Raw genomic sequence first — 16,168 nt, 5'->3', positions numbered from 1 at the left:
GAGGCTGGCCTACAGGATCAATCTCCCAAGCCAAAGCATGTCTGGAACCGTATCCCTGACGAGGTGCGGCGCAAGGTCGTGAAGCTGGCATTGAAGGAAACAGAGCTGTCGCCGCGTGAACTCGCAGTGACGTTCACGGATACAGAAAGTTACTTTGTATCAGAAGCTTCGGTGTATCGCGTGCTGAAGGCGCATGACCTGATCACCAGCCCGGCCTTCATCGTGATCAAGGCTGCCAGTGAGTTCAAGAACAAGACCACAGCGATCAACCAGCTGTGGCAGACAGATTTTACCTATCTCAAGGTTCTCGGCTGGGGTTGGTTCTATCTCAGCACCATCCTCGACGATTACAGCCGCTACATCATCTCGTGGAAACTCTGCACAAATATGAGGGCTGAGGATGTGACTGACACCCTGGACTTGGCTCTTCAAGCGTCAGGCTGCGATCAGGTCCACGTCGTTCACAAGCCACGCCTCCTCAGTGACAACGGATCCAGCTACGTCTCGGGCGATCTGGCTGAGTGGTTGCAGGACAAGGGCATGAAGCACTCACGCGGAGCGCCATATCATCCCCAGACCCAAGGCAAAATCGAACGTTGGCATCAAACCTTGAAGAACCGCATCCTGCTGGAAAACTACTTCCTACCCGGTGATCTCGAAGCCCAGATCGAGGCCTTCGTCGACCACTACAACCACCAGCGCTACCACGAGAGCCTGAACAACGTCACACCTGCCGACGTCTACTTCGGACGGGACAAAGCCATTCTAAAACAGCGAGAAAGGATCAAACGAAAGACGCTCGAAGCGCGACGCTTGCATCACAGACAACGCGCCGCATAATCAAACCAACCAGATGAGCCAAACTCTCTCTTAGTTTAGGCCGCATTTGGACCCAAAAACTCTGCCGACGCACACTCTAACACTTTTGCGACGCACGCTGATGCGGTCATTCCGTGTATCGTGCGAATGTACCTGCGATATCCTATTTCCAAGCCGAAAAGCTCCACACAGCAGTAATGAGGAATAAAAATATTGTTATTCCTCATTTTTAGTTACATTATGAGGAATAAATTACTACGGTATTCCTCATGACATGGAACTGGCAGCAGCCTGACTGGGCCAATTGGAGCTTCGATGCTCGGGAACTTGAAGAACTGGAACAACAGTTTTTACTTGGTTCTGGTCGTCTTATGGGCACATGGCAGCACCTTACCAATGAGCACAAAGATCAGCTCAAGGTAAGCTTACTGAGCAATGAGGCCATAAAAAGCTCCGAAATCGAAGGAGATTTTTTGGACAGGGATTCTGTCCAGTCCTCAGTTCGTCGTCAGTTTGGCATGAGTACTGATCGCCGCTCACAGCCTGCGGAAAGCGGGATAGCTGAACTCATGGTGGCCTGCTTTCAGGGCTACGCTGAAACTATAACCCACGAAAGCCTATTTCACTGGCACTCCCTTGTTTGCCGTGGACGTACTGATCTCAAAGATGTTGGTGCTTACAGGACACATACCGAAGCAATGCAGGTGGTTTCAGGGAGGATTGATCGACCCAAGGTTCATTTTGAAGCTCCAGAATCAAGTGTCGTTACCAATGAGATGGACGGTTTTTTAAATTGGCTCCAGGGGAGTAAGATCCCTGCCCTAGCCAAGGCTGGACTGACGCACCTCTACTTTGTTTCCATACACCCCTTTGAAGACGGAAACGGTCGAATTGCACGGGCTCTCAGTGAGCATGTTTTTGCAAGCGCCCTAGGGCAGCCAAGTTTGCTTGCGCTCTCCTATCAAATCGAGAAGGAGCGAAACGCATACTACGATGTACTTGAAGCGAACAACAAAACCATGGAAGTCACGCCTTGGTTGATCTGGTTTGCTGAAACCGCTCTGAAAGCACAAGCCTACTCAATTGCACTCATTGATCATATTATCGCAAAAACCCAGACCCTAGATCGACTTCGAGGAAAACTAAACCCGCGGCAGGAGAAGGCACTCATTCGCCTTTTTGATGCAGGACCTGAGGGCTTTATTGGTGGATTGAGCGCAAAAAACTATATCTCAATTACGGGAGCCACGACCGTTACAACAACCCGTGATCTCAACGATCTTGTGGCAAAATCCGCTCTTACGAAGACGGGGGAACGTAAAGGAACACGCTACTGGTTGAAAGTCTAGTGTGTGTCACCCACCTCCCCTGCCTTTAGATACAATCCTAGCCTCCGTGCAGAAGCTCTCCCCCGCTTCAAAATCGAACTTCCTCATATCCAGGGGCACCCTCAAAATCCTCCCAATAAACCCCAACCGCGCGAAAGCGGATATTGGGACAGTCGCCACTCCGCCTAACGCGGTGAACTGCTGACTGCGGCGGAGCGTTCCAAGACAAGGATCGGGAGGGTTGAGACCCAGAGCTGTATCCCGACCGAAGATTGTGGCGCCTCCATGCAAAGCCCCCCTGCTGTCCATAGGTACCAAGACGAGAGCTATCACTCTCATGGCATTCATCACTGCTCCGCCATTGCCGAAACTCCATATGATAAACACGCAGGGACCGGACAAAATCAAACGCCGGATCAGAAATGTCGATGTCAGCAGTTCCTGTCGCACTTGCATTAATGAGCTGGGAAGCAATCTCCTTCCCCACAGTGCTTTCACCGGATTGGAAAACAGGGTTGGTGACTTGAGGCGCTACCGGCCTACCCACCAGCGCCACCTTTTGAACCCGTGCGAGCAATGGCCCCGTTGGATCTTCATTTAGAGCAACCCCCATCGGACATCGCCATATTTGCAGCGGCGGCTCAATCGGCCAGGGCGTAATCCGGCGAATGAACACGGCTCGAGCATGAGAGCATTCTGTCGACGCGGGCCATCCGCCAGCAAGACACAGAAGGATTGCACAATCCACCGGATAGGCACTTGAGGCCGCCGGGCTCACAAGAGCAACCACACCTCCCAAAAGAGTTCGCCGAAGCACAGAGCCAAACGACATTTTCATCCCAAACACCCTTCCAAAATCACCAATCACTTTTCTACCAATAGGTGCGCTATACGCACTTGACTCCCCCATAGATGCATATGATGAAGCGTGACCCAGCGTAATCTTGGAAGCGGCATCACCTGATCGCACAGTGTCAAGATATCAAACGTCAGGCAATATTGAATATTGTACTATTTGGAATTTAAGTGTGATTTTTACTATTGACAGTGAATGCCTTTCCGCAGAGGGTCCGCACGTATTAGAAGTCGTCTCAAGCGAGGGACGACATATGCCGATAAAACGAAAATACCAATTGATCACAATCAGAGGCGTGCGCGCCCTGGTGTCTGAAGGTGTGGCGTTTCAATGTCGGTATGACTTGATCGAGCTGACCAATGGCAAACCACGCTATCAGTGCATTTACCTTGCCGCCGGCAAGGAAAGCATCCTTATCTCAGACCGCGTGTCGGAGAATGGTGTGGAGCCGCGGTTGTTTAATCTCTGGCCTGGCCTGTTCAAACATCACTTCGAATTTGGCGACGGCACTGACCTCACTTTTAATAGCGATCTTATCATTACCACAGGCGAGCTTCGCGGACGTAATGATGTTCCACAAGGACGGAAGCGCTAGCGCCTCTGGCTGGACGTTTCACGGAGATCCACCTGCACATATTGAACTGATTGGTTTTTCTCGAACAGCTCCAGGTGGAAGTGACCAAATCCCGCGTTCCCCTGCCCCTGTATCTCAAGCACGTGTGGAGATCTTAACTGCCGTTCGCAAAACAGCTGCACGACACCAGAGCAACCAGGCATTGGCGGCTGTTGGTCTTAGCTCTGATGAGTGGCACCATCTGTTTCGAGCCCTCATTCAGGCTGAAAGCGCATTCAATCCCAATGCGCTCAGCCCAAAAGGTGCCGTTGGCCTTGGCCAACTCATGCCGGGTACTGCAAAGCAGCTTGGCGTAGACCCACATGACATGCACCAGAATTTGGATGGTGCAGCGCGCTACCTTCTGGCGCAGCTCTCCACATTTGGAACCGTTGAGCTGGCACTGGCAGCCTATAACGCAGGCCCACATCGAATTGAGCAATACGGCGGTGTCCCACCGTTCCGGGAAACCCGCAATTACATCACCCGCATAAATCAGCTCTCAAATGGGTTGGTCTTACAGCGTGTTCTCGCCGCGTCATCAGAGACATCATCCAGACCCAAAACACAGACTGCTGTCGTGTTGGACTAAGATTTAAAAGGACTACAAAACCTATGAGTTTCAAATCTGCCCAGAAGGCCGCCGTTTTGGTGGCTTTCACAATAGTCATGTCTTCCCCTGCTCTGGCTCAAGACCTGTCTCCAATCCAAAACATGTTGGAGTCCGTTGAAGCGGCTCTCACAGGACCTATCGGGATTGCGGTGGCCACACTCGCCGTCATCGGAACCGGCTTTATGTGCATGATGGGGCGCTTGAACTGGGGTTGGTTTGCCTCGGTGATCATCGGCATCGTGTTGATCTTCTCGGCCGGCACCATTGTTGCTGGGTTCGCTTGAAACAGGCAGAGCCAAGTTCCTGTTTTGCAAACTCGAATCCTCCAGACGAGCCGAACGCGTTGTGCTTTGCAAACGCTGCCTCGGCTCGTCTGGAGGATACTTCTTTTAACTTAAGCAAAACAGGTACCCCGTGGCACAACGCTCCCCTTTGTTTCTCGGCCTCACCAGGCCACCCAAACATCTTGGCCTCCCTGTTGGGTACCTAGCGGTCCTTTGTATGGGGATCATTCTGCCGTTCATCTGGACCAAGTCCCTGACTCTCTTGCTGCTTGGTGCCCCGGCCTATGTGATCATGTGGTTTACCGCCGACAAAGAACCCAAATTCTTTGAGGTCCTGCGGGTGTCATACGGCAAGGTCCGCAGCACCAAGAATGCACATATCTGGGGAGGGGATTCCTTTGGCTCTTGATGGATCCAACCTCAAGGGCGTCAGCCCTGCCCTTCAGTCTTTGGGTGCCGATGATTTTGCCAAGGAAAGTTACCTGTCTGAGCACATGCCTTACCTCGCTTACGTTGAGGATCAGATCATGATGCTGAAGCAGGGTGACCTCATGGCCACTCTACGCTTTGACGGTGTCAATCCGATGACTGCCGGGGACAGCGATCTTGATGCCCTCAAACGGGCTGTCTCAGCCATCGTCTCTCTGACGGGCAATTCATTTGGATTCTATGTGCACAGGATTTCTGTACCGCAGGAATTTGACTTGTCGCCTGTGCAAGGTGACAGCTTTGCCGCCCAGATCGACCAACGCTGGCAAGACCACATTCGGGACCTGAGACCTAAAAAGCTCCGGCTTTACCTCAGCGTCATCCGGCGACCCAACCTCAGCGCGCGTCTGCCACTCCTGCGCAGGTTTGCCGCCCGCAATTATCTCAAGGACCGCCTGGCTCGCACCCAGCAACTCAATGAGGTGATGAACTTCTTCCAGGAGGCACTCTCAGCAGCAAAACCAGTCCGCTTAACGAGACAGGGGAGCGAATGGCTTGGGTATCTCGGCGCGCTCAATTCTGGAAGCTTTACGCCAATCGCAGAAGGTGCGGCTTTCACCAGCCTCGCCTCACAGGCCAGCAATTGCCGCGCTATCTTTGAGGGAGACCGAGTAACGATCCGCGATGAAGTGAACGGCGCTCTGCGTTACGGGGCTGTCTTTGCGATCAAAACCTACCCTTCGATCACCGATGTGACTATGCTGGATGCGCTGGACCTGCCTATCGATGTGGTACTGACCAACAGCTTCACCCCGATTCCCAACAATATCATGCTGGAAAACATCCAGCGGACCGTGCGCCAGATGCGAGCGGCCGATGATGCGGCAGTCTCGTTGCGCGATCAGCTGACCGATGCTGCAGACGATATGGAATCCGGACGTATTGCCTTTGGCGATCATCACCTGTCCGTCGCGATCTATGCCAAGACACGAGATCTGCTTGAACAGGGCGTGGCGCAGGTCAAACGGATTGGCCAGGAAACCTCCACCGTGCTGATCCGAGAAAACATGGCGCTCAAAGCCACTTACTTCGCACAGCATCCCGGTAATTTCTCCTACCGCCCCCGCAAGACACCTATCTCCTCGGTCAATTTTGCGGACTTCGCAGCTCTGCATGGCACAGTCGAAGGGCGCCCGCCCAGCAAAAGTCCATGGGCTGAGAACATCACCGTGTTTCCAACTGTGGGATCCTCTGGCTATCGGTTTAATTTTCACGAGCCTGGTGATGCAAAAAGCGAACCAACCGCTGGTCATGCGATTGTCCTGGGCACCATGGGTGCCGGCAAGACTTTCACCACCGCCTTTCTCGCAGCACAGGCTCAGCGCGTTGGAGCCCGGCTGTTTTTCTTCGACAAGGATCAGGGCCTGGAAATGGCGGTGCGCGCCCTTGGTGGATCTTACAACCAAATCCGCGCAGGCGTTGCCACTGGGCTAAACCCCCTCGCAACTGAGACAGATGCACGAGGTAAAGCCTGGCTCTCGGACTGGCTGACAACGCTGTTGTCGCGCACGGGCCCTCTAAACGGAGAACAAGCCCGCCATCTCCAGCTTGCTATTCGCCAGAACGCCGATGCGCATCAAAGCCTGCAGAGCTTCTCTGGGTTTGAACAACTGTTCCGCTCACTGGATGACGGGGATGAATTGCTCTCCCGCGTTGCAGAATGGGCACCGGGTGGTCGGTTTGGTTGGGTGTTTGAAGACAGCGCTGAGGGCCATGACATCTCAGTCAAAGGTGACATCGTTGGTTTTGACATGACAGAAATTCTCGACATGGATACGGAACGCATGGCCGTTCTGTCTTACATCTTCCGCCAGATTGAACGGGTCATTGAGGATCGCAAACCCACCATCATCGTGTTGGATGAAGCGTGGAAGCTGCTGAACGACAGCTACTTCGGTGCCCGTCTGGAAAACTGGTTGGTCACTCTGCGCAAGATGAACTGCGTGGTGATTATGATGACCCAGCTCCCATCACAGTTGGAGAAGTCCCATGTGGGCAAGGTAATTGTGGAAACAGTCTCCACTCAGATCCTGTTTCCAAACCCCAAGGCAGAGCCCTCCGACTATCGCTTTCTGCGCCTCAACGACAAAGAAGCGGAGCTGCTGGTGCAGCCAATGATTGGCACTCGGGCTGCACTCCTACGATCAGCCGGAGACAGCGTGTTTATCAATGCAGACCTGAGTGCCCTTGGACCCCTGCTGCCATTCCTTGGTGGCGGTGCCACAGGCGAAGCCCTTGCCGGACCTGGTTGGCGAACCCGTAATGATTTTTGGAAGATATCATAATGCACAAACTAATTTTGATTGGGGCTTTGGCCGTATTGGCAGGGTGTGAGAATTACACTGACAAAACCTCGCCTTGTTTTGATCGCGGCGGCAAACCCGTCGTGAGCCGCAACAGCACCTCCCCTGCCCTTTCCTTTGCGCCGGATTTCTTTACCCCAGAGGTTTCTCGAAACTCCGATGGCTCTGATTGCCTGTTCCGGCCAATCGGATCCGAAGCGTGAACAGGGTCGTTTTAGTGATGGGGTTGATGGCACCCATGCCACCCTGCCCACTCTCAGCCCAAGGTGTCCCAACGTTTGACCGTGCAGTTATTGTGCAGCAGATCGCAAAGGCCTCTGCCCTGGTCGAAGACCTGCAGGTTCAGCGCGACAGCCGGACCACTCGCCAGTCGCTCGCCGATGTACAGGCGGATCAACTCTCCACACTGGAAGACATGACCACGGCAATGACCGGTTTAGGATACAACGCCACCGCGATGGAAACAGACACGGCGATTGGGGCGAATGTGATCTACCCTGCTGTCGACAGCAGCCCAATGGGTGCACGTCTATTTGGTGACGCGCGGCAAACTGTGGAAGTGATGATTGCGCAGGTGGCACAGGAATATGCAAGCACCGCAGCTGCGGCGGGCCTGTCGCCAACACAGTTTAGGTGCCTGTTTCAGGCTCTCATCAAACAGGAAAGCCGCTTCAACGTAGCTATCTCCAGTCCTGTTGGGGCTTACGGTCTCACCCAGCTTATGCCGGGCACAGCAAGTGACATGGGTGTGGATCGCAAAGTTCCTATAGAAAACCTGCGCGGTGGCGCAAAGTACATCACCATCCAGCTGCGCCGTTTTGGCAATATCCCGCACGCCCTGGCCGCTTACAATGCGGGGCCCGGTCGGGTGATTGAATATGGCGGTGTGCCACCTTTTGTTGAAACCCAAGGCTACGTGCGCAACGTCACCAAATACTACAATGAATACCTCGCAGTTGTGGGCGGCGTTGCAGCCCTTGGCACACTGTCGCCCAGCGATATGACCCTGGCCGAATACAGCAACACAGCAGATGCCAGCATTTATTATGGGGCCGACAGTCATGCCACCACTCAACAGGTGATTGCCCGCCTGAGCGCCATCATTCACCAAATTGACGAGCAACCAAACGCCAAAGCCGCGATTGAGCTCAACACCTACGCCCGCGCTGAGATCGCCCGCATCCTAACACTGCGCACCCGGCTCATGGCCACCAACCAGGTTCGCGAGGGGGCTTTCGCTCAGCACCTCGTTGCCGATCACCTCGCTGAGCATGACTTCAAACAAATGGGAGTTTCCCAATGAGTGCAGCGTTTCAACTTTCAGGTAGGATCCTCAGCGGTGCAAGTCCCGCTTTGGCTCCAGCCAGAGTCTGGAAATTGGGATTTAACATAGGGCGCAAGCGCTCTAAACGCCTTCTTCTAGTTGGAGCAGTTTCCTTTTGCGCGATGGCCTCTGGCGCTCATGCCCAGGGTGTTCCCACGATCGACGGCACCCAACTCGGGCAGTTGCTGGCCCAGCTTGAACACATGGCAAATGACCTGAATGTTCAGCTCGAGCAGGTCGCCACCATGCGACAGGAGTTGGAAACTCAAATCTCACAGCTAACCAACCTCGAAGATCAACTGGTCTCTTTGGTTGAGGGCAACGGTTTGGGGCAGCTGCTCGCGACAATTGAAGACTTTGAGAGGTTGAAGGGCGTCATCGAGCAGCCCATTGCTGCCCTTGACCAAATCAAAGCAGGGAACTTCACCGGTGCGTTTCGGGAAGGATCTGCCGCTGCCAGTCGGATTGGCAGTGTTCTTGGAGACGCTGGATTTACCAGTGAACGGCTGTCCTCCCTCTCAAGCTCTGCCAAACCAAGTGATAACAACCTAGCAACGCAGGCTGGCGCCAGTGCCATGCTGTCCGTAGCCGCCGAACAGTCCCACGTTGAAGCCGGGCAAAGCTTGGACCGCATTCAGACCATGGTTGGTCATATTGATGATCAGGATGGGTTAAAATCAGCCGTAGACCTCAATACCCGGGTAACGGCTGAGCTGGGCATCATCCTGACACAGATCTGGCGCCTAGAGGCTGCCGCCGGCGTCAGTGCTGGGCAACTTGGGGTGGTGGATGCGGCAACACTGGCCGAGGAGCGCCGGTTTCGAACCATGACGGTGAGCGAGTGATGGGTACTCGAATTCTTTTGTTGGGTGGCGCAGCCCTAATTGCAGGTCTTGGAGCTGTTTCCATGCTTGTTCTGGACCGAGGCGAAACTCCTGTTCCGTCGTCGCCATCCGATTTTGCCACACCTAATGAACCCATCCAGTTCGCACCAACGCAGGCGCAGCGAGAGTTTCAACGCATTGCAGTGGCGGCTGATGAAATCCCAGAGTGCGTATTGCCAAAACCACCCAGGAGTGTTGGCGCAACAGCGCTCACTCGAAACAGCCTCCAGCAAATACTTCGTATCCTCGCTCTGCAAAAGTGGCAGGAAACCGGTTCATGCGAGTGCTTTTATGATCACTTGAGCTGGGATGATGTGATCTTTGCAGCTCCAAATTTCGAACGCACTGACGGAGTGGATCTTCGTTTTAAAATGTCCGACTTGCTTGCCCAGGCCGATGAATTGGAAGCGTTGCGTCTAAAGGCCTGTTCTCAGTAATGGGTGTCATCAGCGATATTTTGTCCGTCGTTGACGATGCTGTAGCAGGCGTCGCGCAGGAAGGCTTTGTGGAAATCGCGGGAACAGTGGGTGGCGTGATCTCCACTGGTTCTGTCCTTCTGGTCGTGCTGCTTGGTATCAACATTGTCGTCCAAATCCGACCGATGAGTTTTGGCAGCTTTTTCGCCTTTGGTATCAAGATCGCGCTGGTTGGAATATTTGCCCAATCCTGGTCGAACTTTCAAGTGGTCTACACCATCATCACACAGGTTCCGGATAGCATCGGGTCTGCCATCATTTCTCTGACCGGAGTGACATCAACTGGCGGCCTGTATGCTGCGCTCGACTCGATGGTGTCTCAGGTTACTGAATATGGCGATACAATCGGCGACAGCGCCGGCTGGGTCTTTGGCGCTGTTCTTGGGGTTGTTGTCTGGGTGATTGCCGCCATTTTTGCAGCCGTATCAGCGGGCATCATAGCTTACGCAAAAATCATTCTAACCCTGATGGTAGTTGTCGCACCCGTTGCCATCCTGTGCTCACTGTTCAAGCCAACCATGTCAATATTTGAGGCTTGGTCCCGTTCGATCATTGGCTATGCATTCATGCCCATTGCCGCAGCGGGTGCCGCTGGCATTGTCATCGCAATTGCCGGAGAAATCGCCAGCACCACGCCAGACCCAGATGGCGTGGACACGCTCAACTTGATTTTCCCCTTCATCGTCGTCCTGTTCCTGGCAGCGGGCATCATGCTAGCCGTTCCGTCCATTGCCATGGGGCTAAGCGGAACCATTGGCATTGCTTCAAACGCTGCTGGCCTCAGTGGGCTCGCCAAACGCGGGGTTGTTCGTTCTGGTCAGGTTGGACGCCGGGCTATGGGTGAGAGCGGGTACTACGGATCAAAAGCAATCGAAACGACACAAGCCAGGATGAGCGTGCCAACCTCGGACGCCACCTCCTCACCTCCGCCCCGATCCAGCCCTGCTGCTCGGCTCGCTCAAACCCAATCTCTCAGGCCAAACAAGTAAGTCAGGCCAATAAAATAAGAAAACTAGGGGTGTTTTGGCGACCCCTCAGAAGGATTTCCTCGTGACTACTGCAAAAGACATTTTTGAAACCGATCTCATCCTTGGCCCGCGCCGCCGTGAGCGCATGGCCTATATGGTCGCGGGCATCGGTGTTGTGATTGGGCTGACGGGCTTCCTCGGAGCCCTATCACTGCTGCCGTTAAAAACCATACAAACCCATGTGGTCGTCGTTGATAAGACCAGCGGCCAGCTGGACCGGGTTGCAGCCGTTCAAGACATGACCCTGGATGAGAATGACGCGGTTATCCAGGCGCATCTGGTCGCTTACGTCGATCAACGCGAGACCTACGATCTTGCTGACAGCGAACAACGCATCAATGCCGTGCTGGGCCGTTCCGATGCAGACGCTGCGCGAACGCTCAAAAACCTGTGGAACTCAACTGCTGAGGATTACCCCATCTCGGTCTATGGACCGGAGGCCAAAATTGACGTGGTCATCAAATCAGTCAACCAGCTGAACACAGGCGTGGCACAGGTTCGGTTTACCAAGACACTTCGCAAACCGCGTGACGACCGCCGGGTCACCCGCGGTTATGTCGCCACCATCGCCTTTGAGTTCCGCCCCGATATCAAACAGCTTCTGCAGGAAGTCTGGGGCAATCCCCTTGGCTTTGTTGTGACCTCCTACCGCGTCGATGCAGAAACCCTGGAGAACTGAGATGGGCAATCCTATTCAACTATCCAGACCGCTGATCTCGAAGGCAACCATCGCGCTCCTGTTCTGTGCAAATCTGACTTCACCTAGCTTTGCTGCGGGAACGCCTACTGCAGGCATTCGTGATATCCGCATCCGAAACGCCGTCTATGATCCAGACCAGGTGTTTATCATAGAAACAGACCTTCGTTTCTCGACCACCATTCACTTTGGTCGGGGAGAACGCTTTGAAGCCGTGATCGCGGGTGATACCGAGAGTTTTGAAATCACCCCCATCACAGATCTGGGCAATGTGATCTCAATCAAGCCGCATGTCTCGCGCGCCGTGACCAACATGACGGTGATCACCAATCGGCGCACCTATTCCTTTGAGCTGCGCGAGGGCCATATCAAAGGTCCCACGGGCAGGTTTTATGAGGTGCGCTTCAGATACCCAGAAGAGGCGCGCCGTACAACGGCGCGCAACTCTCCCAAAGGGTTCCAGCCACCAAAGAACCATGCCTACAAAATTGCGGGGGAAGGGGATTTCCAACCCACCTCTATCTATGACAATGGGCGCTACACCTATTTCCTGTTTCCAGAGGGCATGCGCCAACCGGCCATCTTCAAAGCAGATGCCCAGGGGCGTGAGCGAACGGTCAATTGGACCCAGCAAGGCAATACCGTTCGCGTGCTTGGGGTAAATGACTACTGGACGCTGCGCATTGATGACGCGGCTCTCTGTGTCGCCCGCGATGCCAGCACCATCTACGTAAGGAATTAGGTCGTGACGCAACCAAACCTAGAATCCCGCCTCGCCGCAATGGCAGATCAAACCCAGGGAAAACCTCGACGCAGCATTGGTCTACCGGCCGTTGGAGCTGGTCTTGCTCTCGCTGGTGCTTTTGGCGCTTATCTTCTAGCCGCAGGTCTGCAAGATGAAGCGAACGCCCCCCTCAACACATCCAAGGTGGAAGATTTCCAACGTGGACAGACCAATACTGGTCGGCTTAGCTTTGAAACTTCCAAGCCAGAGCGCCAAGTTGAAGAGGCTATCATTCGAATAGAAGAAGTGCTGACATCCCCTGCCCCACAAGCGGTTGTTGCGCCCCAGACCAGTGACTTGGCAGCTGAGCTAGCCGCCATGCGCCAAGCCCTGGCAGAAAGCAGCGCCGATAGAGACAAGGCAATTGGTCAGGCCGTCGCAGAGTTGACAGAGGCTTTTGAAACTCGGGCTGCAGATCTGGAAGACAACGTCGAGCAGGCTGAATTGAGACTTGCTGCTCTGCAATCCACCGCCGCTGCTCGGGAAAGTTCCTTGCAGGCCCTGCTTGAGGCGGAACGGATGCAACGCGAGGCTCTGGAAGCCGAAGTAGCACGTGGAGAGGCTTTGGCGTTGAATGCACAACACGCGGAACAGGCCGCTCGGGATGCAGCTGAGCTGGTAAAAGCACAGATTGAATCGCCAGCGGTGATCTTTGCAAATAGCCAATCCGGAGCCGCAACAGGCGGCAGCTCCTCCACAGGCGGCTCTGATGGACGCAAGCTGTCCGAAAACGAGGCCTTTCTACAGTCTGCGCCAGCTCTGATTGTTCAGCAGGCAGAACAAATGATGGATCCAGATCGTACCCTGGCGCAAGGATCCGTTGTCCAGGCTGCCCTGCAGGTTGCCATTAACAGCGACTTGCCAGGCAATGTCATTGCGGTTGTTTCAGAACCCGTGCCCTCCTTTGCGGGCAACAATATTCTGATCCCACGCGGCTCTCGCCTGTTTGGCTCCTACAGTGCCGGTATTGATGCGGGCCAAAAACGTATCCTGATTGCCTGGAGCCGTATTCTAACGCCAGATGGACACTCCATGCAGATCTCAGCTGTGGGTGGTGACAGGCTTGGCCGGTCGGGCGTGACCGGGTTTATTGATACTAAGTTCGGCGAGCGATTTGGCGGTGCGGCGTTGATATCTGTGATCGGTGCAGCGCCCTCGATCGCAGCAGCCCGCGTAGAGAGTGAAACCACTTCTGATACGCTGGTCTCCATCACCGAAGATCTTGAAGACGCGACCGGCACCGTGATTGCAGAACAGCTATCGCGCAAGCCAACCATCTACATTGATCAGGGCAACAGCGTCACCGTTCTGGTGGACCGCGATGTGGTGATCTGGTGACCAAGGCGCAGGTCCCGATCCAGACAAGCTACGTCGATGCCTACCTGGAACCCTTCGCAGAATGGCTCACAGATCCCGACATCTCGGAACTTGTGATTAACCCTGACGGTCAGGTTTGGATTGAGCGCGCAGGTGAGGCTCATATGATCTCTGCAGAGATCCACAAGATTGAACCCGCAAACGCGATTGACATTGCCCAGGCCATTGTTGGGGATGCAAAGGCCAAGGTCTCGAAGTCCCGCCCTCTAGTGTCGGGCAAGATCGACTACTGTGGCCGGCCGCTGCGCGTTCAAGTGGCCATAGCACCTGCTGTAGAACAGGGCGCATCGCTCTCAATTCGCCTATTTTCCACGCAAGGCATCCCTGGATTTAAGGCTGAGTACCTGTTTGGCGAGGCGGTCTCGCTGGAGGCCAAGCGCTGTGAGAAAATGGCGAAGGTTCGCAAACTTGCTGAAGCGGATCTCAACACTGCTCTGCAGCGCCTGATAGAGCTGCGGCTCAACATCCTAATCAGCGGCGGTACATCCACCGGGAAGACAACCTTTGCTCGACATCTGCTTGGCTTTGTGAACCGCGAGGAGCGCATGATCACCATTGAGGATGCCTTTGAGCTGTTTCCACCGCAGCCTAATACCGTTGGCCTGTTGTCTGAGCGCGATAGAGATTCACCACGATCCACTGAATCCTTATTGGCCGCGTCCTTGCGAATGCGCCCGGATCGCATCATTGTCGGCGAGTTGCGCGGGCGTGAAGCGATCACCTATCTCGAGGCCATTAACACGGGCCATGGAGGGTCGATTTCCACGCTCCATGCTGAGACAGCCAAACTAGCTGTCGATCGCTTGGCGATCATGGTTCTCCAAGCCGGAACGCCGCTGACCTTTGCAGAGGTAAAAGACTACATTGCCAGCTCAATAGATGTCATTGTTCAGCTTGGTCGGAGTGATGGCCGACGGGGGGTGACTGAGCTGTATTTTCCAGGCGATGAAGTCGGTTGAGAATTTTGGCACTGGTCTTCAAATGGCAAAGATTGACAATTATTGCCAATCAATATCTTCTTTGCCTATGGAGGATCCAACTATGGCAACAATGAATGTCTCTCTACCGGATGGAATGAAGGCCTGGGTTGAAGCCCAAAGTGAAACTGGACGTTACAGCAATGCCAGCGATTATGTGCGCGATCTGATCCGTCGCGATCAAGAGCGCAAAGACAAAATAGCTGCGATGCAGACGCTCATTGATGAAGGCCTTTCAAGCGGAACAAGCTCTCAATCTAAAGATGAAATCTTCCAAGACGCCCTAGCCCGTGTTCAAGCGCGTTCAGACGGAGCCTAATGCCTTACCACCTGACACGCGCAGCCCAGGAAGACCTGATCAGGATCTCCGTGACTGGGATTGAGAACTTTGGTGTGAACCAAGCGCGTCGCTATCACGATGCACTGTTCGAGGTCTTCGACCTCCTTTCGGCTAACCCAAAAATGGCACGTGAGCGGCTAGAGTTTACCAAGCCCTGCCGCATTCACAGGTTTCACTCACATGTGATCATCTATCAAATCGAAGGGGACGATATCAGGATTATTCGTGTTCGCCATGGCCGCGAAGACTGGCTTTCTGATCCCACCTGAAAATCAGAGGGGATGAGCACCTCGCCAAACAGCCCTTCGTCCACAAACTGTTCTGCCAAATCGCGCATACTAGCAATCTCGAAGATTTCCACATCAAACCGGGTGGGGTCTAGGTCAGCTTCAAAGGTGTAACCGCATTCGCCCACGGCAATAATGACGGTTCGTTTTTCCTCGTCATCGCAATTATCAACAGCAGACAGGTACTGCGCAAAATTGACCTGGTTCAGGCCCATTGCCCCGGCTAGATCGTAGTCAATCTCTTCACCGTCAATAAACTGAATTTCGAACTCTTCGACCGGCTCACCGTAGTCGTTGCGTAAGGCAGCTGACTTTACTGCAAATTCCTCTGTTGTCTTAAAATAAAAACCTGTTGCGCTCAGATCGTAGGGCTGGGCATAAAGCTGTGTCATCTTTCTTTCTCCAATTAAACAAGGGCTTCGCGTGTGAAACCTTGCTTCCGGCGAGGATGGAGATGGGAGGGGGCAAGAAAAATCGACGTTGATGGTGCGGGCGCAACGCAGTGAGCCACGGTCCGCAGCTATTTTACTTGTGGGGAGAAAGAGGCGAAGTCTCTTGGCGTTCCCAATTGCTGGATAAAAGCGCCATCTCGCACACCTATAGGTCCATAAAGACAGCCCTCTGCCAGCCAAAACTCGTGGCCGGGTTTGACAGGTTTGCCTGAACAATTGAATTTCTGAACTTCGGCA

Annotated in this window: 19 protein-coding genes; 18 read left to right on the top strand and 1 reads right to left on the bottom strand. The window is 54.1% G+C overall.

What is annotated here, in order from left to right; all coding sequences use genetic code 11:
* The 18 genes from AC2T28_RS22095 to AC2T28_RS22010 form a co-directional block, all read left to right on the top strand.
* On the top strand, positions 1-840 hold an 840-nt coding region (locus AC2T28_RS22095; RefSeq protein WP_486750773.1), incomplete at its 5' end, for an IS3 family transposase.
* 248 nt (positions 841-1,088) lie between these two features.
* Positions 1,089-2,168, top strand: coding sequence for a Fic family protein (locus tag AC2T28_RS22090; protein WP_486750772.1), 1,080 nt, complete (start codon positions 1,089-1,091; stop codon positions 2,166-2,168).
* A 1,088-nt stretch (positions 2,169-3,256) separates the two neighbouring features.
* Positions 3,257-3,598: a hypothetical protein gene (locus tag AC2T28_RS22085; protein ID WP_486750771.1), complete on the top strand. Its 342-nt coding sequence runs from the start codon at positions 3,257-3,259 to the stop codon at positions 3,596-3,598.
* A 124-nt stretch (positions 3,599-3,722) separates the two neighbouring features.
* Positions 3,723-4,208, top strand: coding sequence for a lytic transglycosylase domain-containing protein (locus AC2T28_RS22080; protein WP_486750770.1), 486 nt, complete (start codon positions 3,723-3,725; stop codon positions 4,206-4,208).
* 23 nt (positions 4,209-4,231) lie between these two features.
* Entirely contained in the window at positions 4,232-4,513 is a 282-nt protein-coding gene (locus tag AC2T28_RS22075) for a TrbC/VirB2 family protein (protein WP_138165356.1), read from the top strand.
* A 130-nt stretch (positions 4,514-4,643) separates the two neighbouring features.
* Positions 4,644-4,922 carry a VirB3 family type IV secretion system protein gene (locus AC2T28_RS22070; protein WP_486750769.1) on the top strand — a complete coding sequence of 93 codons (279 nt, stop codon included), beginning with the start codon at positions 4,644-4,646 and terminating at the stop codon, positions 4,920-4,922.
* Positions 4,885-7,287, top strand: a complete 2,403-nt coding sequence (locus AC2T28_RS22065) for a VirB4 family type IV secretion/conjugal transfer ATPase (RefSeq protein WP_486750768.1) — start codon at positions 4,885-4,887, stop codon at positions 7,285-7,287. The genes AC2T28_RS22070 and AC2T28_RS22065 overlap by 38 nt, the downstream gene beginning before the upstream one ends.
* Positions 7,287-7,508: a hypothetical protein gene (locus tag AC2T28_RS22060; protein ID WP_486750767.1), complete on the top strand. Its 222-nt coding sequence runs from the start codon at positions 7,287-7,289 to the stop codon at positions 7,506-7,508. The genes AC2T28_RS22065 and AC2T28_RS22060 overlap by 1 nt, the downstream gene beginning before the upstream one ends.
* Entirely contained in the window at positions 7,505-8,608 is a 1,104-nt protein-coding gene (locus AC2T28_RS22055) for a lytic transglycosylase domain-containing protein (RefSeq protein WP_486750766.1), read from the top strand. Before AC2T28_RS22060 ends, AC2T28_RS22055 begins: the two co-directional genes overlap by 4 nt.
* A gap of 143 nt (positions 8,609-8,751) precedes the next feature.
* On the top strand, positions 8,752-9,474 hold the full coding sequence (locus tag AC2T28_RS22050) for a type IV secretion system protein (protein WP_486750765.1): 723 nt from the start codon (positions 8,752-8,754) through the stop codon (positions 9,472-9,474).
* A complete protein-coding gene (locus AC2T28_RS22045) occupies positions 9,474-9,950 on the top strand; it encodes a hypothetical protein (protein ID WP_486750764.1) in 477 nt (158 codons plus the stop codon). The genes AC2T28_RS22050 and AC2T28_RS22045 overlap by 1 nt, the downstream gene beginning before the upstream one ends.
* Positions 9,950-10,978, top strand: a complete 1,029-nt coding sequence (locus AC2T28_RS22040; RefSeq protein WP_486750763.1) for a TrbL/VirB6 family protein — start codon at positions 9,950-9,952, stop codon at positions 10,976-10,978. The genes AC2T28_RS22045 and AC2T28_RS22040 overlap by 1 nt, the downstream gene beginning before the upstream one ends.
* Before the next feature lie 61 nt (positions 10,979-11,039).
* On the top strand, positions 11,040-11,696 hold the full coding sequence (locus AC2T28_RS22035) for a VirB8 family type IV secretion system protein (protein ID WP_486750762.1): 657 nt from the start codon (positions 11,040-11,042) through the stop codon (positions 11,694-11,696).
* A gap of 1 nt (position 11,697) precedes the next feature.
* Complete coding sequence (locus tag AC2T28_RS22030) at positions 11,698-12,456, top strand: TrbG/VirB9 family P-type conjugative transfer protein (RefSeq protein WP_486750761.1); 759 nt, start codon at positions 11,698-11,700, stop codon at positions 12,454-12,456.
* A gap of 39 nt (positions 12,457-12,495) precedes the next feature.
* The gene (locus AC2T28_RS22025) at positions 12,496-13,836 is read left to right on the top strand and encodes a TraB/TrbI/VirB10 family type IV secretion system protein (protein WP_486750760.1); all 1,341 of its coding nucleotides are present in this window, start codon (positions 12,496-12,498) and stop codon (positions 13,834-13,836) included.
* Positions 13,833-14,834: an ATPase, T2SS/T4P/T4SS family gene (locus tag AC2T28_RS22020; protein ID WP_486750759.1), complete on the top strand. Its 1,002-nt coding sequence runs from the start codon at positions 13,833-13,835 to the stop codon at positions 14,832-14,834. The genes AC2T28_RS22025 and AC2T28_RS22020 overlap by 4 nt, the downstream gene beginning before the upstream one ends.
* A gap of 22 nt (positions 14,835-14,856) precedes the next feature.
* Positions 14,857-15,171 carry a type II toxin-antitoxin system ParD family antitoxin gene (locus AC2T28_RS22015; protein ID WP_342770992.1) on the top strand — a complete coding sequence of 105 codons (315 nt, stop codon included), beginning with the start codon at positions 14,857-14,859 and terminating at the stop codon, positions 15,169-15,171.
* On the top strand, positions 15,171-15,461 hold the full coding sequence (locus tag AC2T28_RS22010) for a type II toxin-antitoxin system RelE/ParE family toxin (protein WP_486750758.1): 291 nt from the start codon (positions 15,171-15,173) through the stop codon (positions 15,459-15,461). The genes AC2T28_RS22015 and AC2T28_RS22010 overlap by 1 nt, the downstream gene beginning before the upstream one ends.
* Here AC2T28_RS22010 and AC2T28_RS22005 read toward each other — a convergent pair.
* Positions 15,386-15,871 carry an antirestriction protein ArdA gene (locus tag AC2T28_RS22005; RefSeq protein WP_486750757.1) on the bottom strand — a complete coding sequence of 162 codons (486 nt, stop codon included), beginning with the start codon at positions 15,869-15,871 and terminating at the stop codon, positions 15,386-15,388. The genes AC2T28_RS22010 and AC2T28_RS22005 overlap by 76 nt on opposite strands.
* Between the last annotated feature and the right edge of the window lie 297 nt (positions 15,872-16,168).

The organism is Parasedimentitalea nitratireducens (assembly GCF_057444295.1).
Note: the sequence above shows the minus strand (reverse complement) of the source record. Positions and strands in the feature narration are given on the sequence as shown.

Excerpts from the sequence above, each read along its gene's own strand:
- AC2T28_RS22065 (WP_486750768.1), top strand. The coding sequence starts at position 4,885 with ATGCACATATCTGGGGAGGGGATTCCTTTGGCTCTTGATGGATCCAAC.
- AC2T28_RS22075 (WP_138165356.1), top strand. The coding sequence starts at position 4,232 with ATGAGTTTCAAATCTGCCCAGAAGGCCGCCGTTTTGGTGGCTTTCACA.
- AC2T28_RS22010 (WP_486750758.1), top strand. The coding sequence starts at position 15,171 with ATGCCTTACCACCTGACACGCGCAGCCCAGGAAGACCTGATCAGGATC.
- AC2T28_RS22025 (WP_486750760.1), top strand. The coding sequence starts at position 12,496 with ATGGCAGATCAAACCCAGGGAAAACCTCGACGCAGCATTGGTCTACCG.
- AC2T28_RS22090 (WP_486750772.1), top strand. The coding sequence starts at position 1,089 with ATGACATGGAACTGGCAGCAGCCTGACTGGGCCAATTGGAGCTTCGAT.
- AC2T28_RS22045 (WP_486750764.1), top strand. The coding sequence starts at position 9,474 with ATGGGTACTCGAATTCTTTTGTTGGGTGGCGCAGCCCTAATTGCAGGT.
- AC2T28_RS22085 (WP_486750771.1), top strand. The coding sequence starts at position 3,257 with ATGCCGATAAAACGAAAATACCAATTGATCACAATCAGAGGCGTGCGC.
- AC2T28_RS22050 (WP_486750765.1), top strand. The coding sequence starts at position 8,752 with ATGGCCTCTGGCGCTCATGCCCAGGGTGTTCCCACGATCGACGGCACC.
- AC2T28_RS22015 (WP_342770992.1), top strand. The coding sequence starts at position 14,857 with ATGGCAAAGATTGACAATTATTGCCAATCAATATCTTCTTTGCCTATG.
- AC2T28_RS22060 (WP_486750767.1), top strand. The coding sequence starts at position 7,287 with ATGCACAAACTAATTTTGATTGGGGCTTTGGCCGTATTGGCAGGGTGT.
- AC2T28_RS22005 (WP_486750757.1), bottom strand. The coding sequence starts at position 15,871 with ATGACACAGCTTTATGCCCAGCCCTACGATCTGAGCGCAACAGGTTTT.
- AC2T28_RS22030 (WP_486750761.1), top strand. The coding sequence starts at position 11,698 with ATGGGCAATCCTATTCAACTATCCAGACCGCTGATCTCGAAGGCAACC.
- AC2T28_RS22040 (WP_486750763.1), top strand. The coding sequence starts at position 9,950 with ATGGGTGTCATCAGCGATATTTTGTCCGTCGTTGACGATGCTGTAGCA.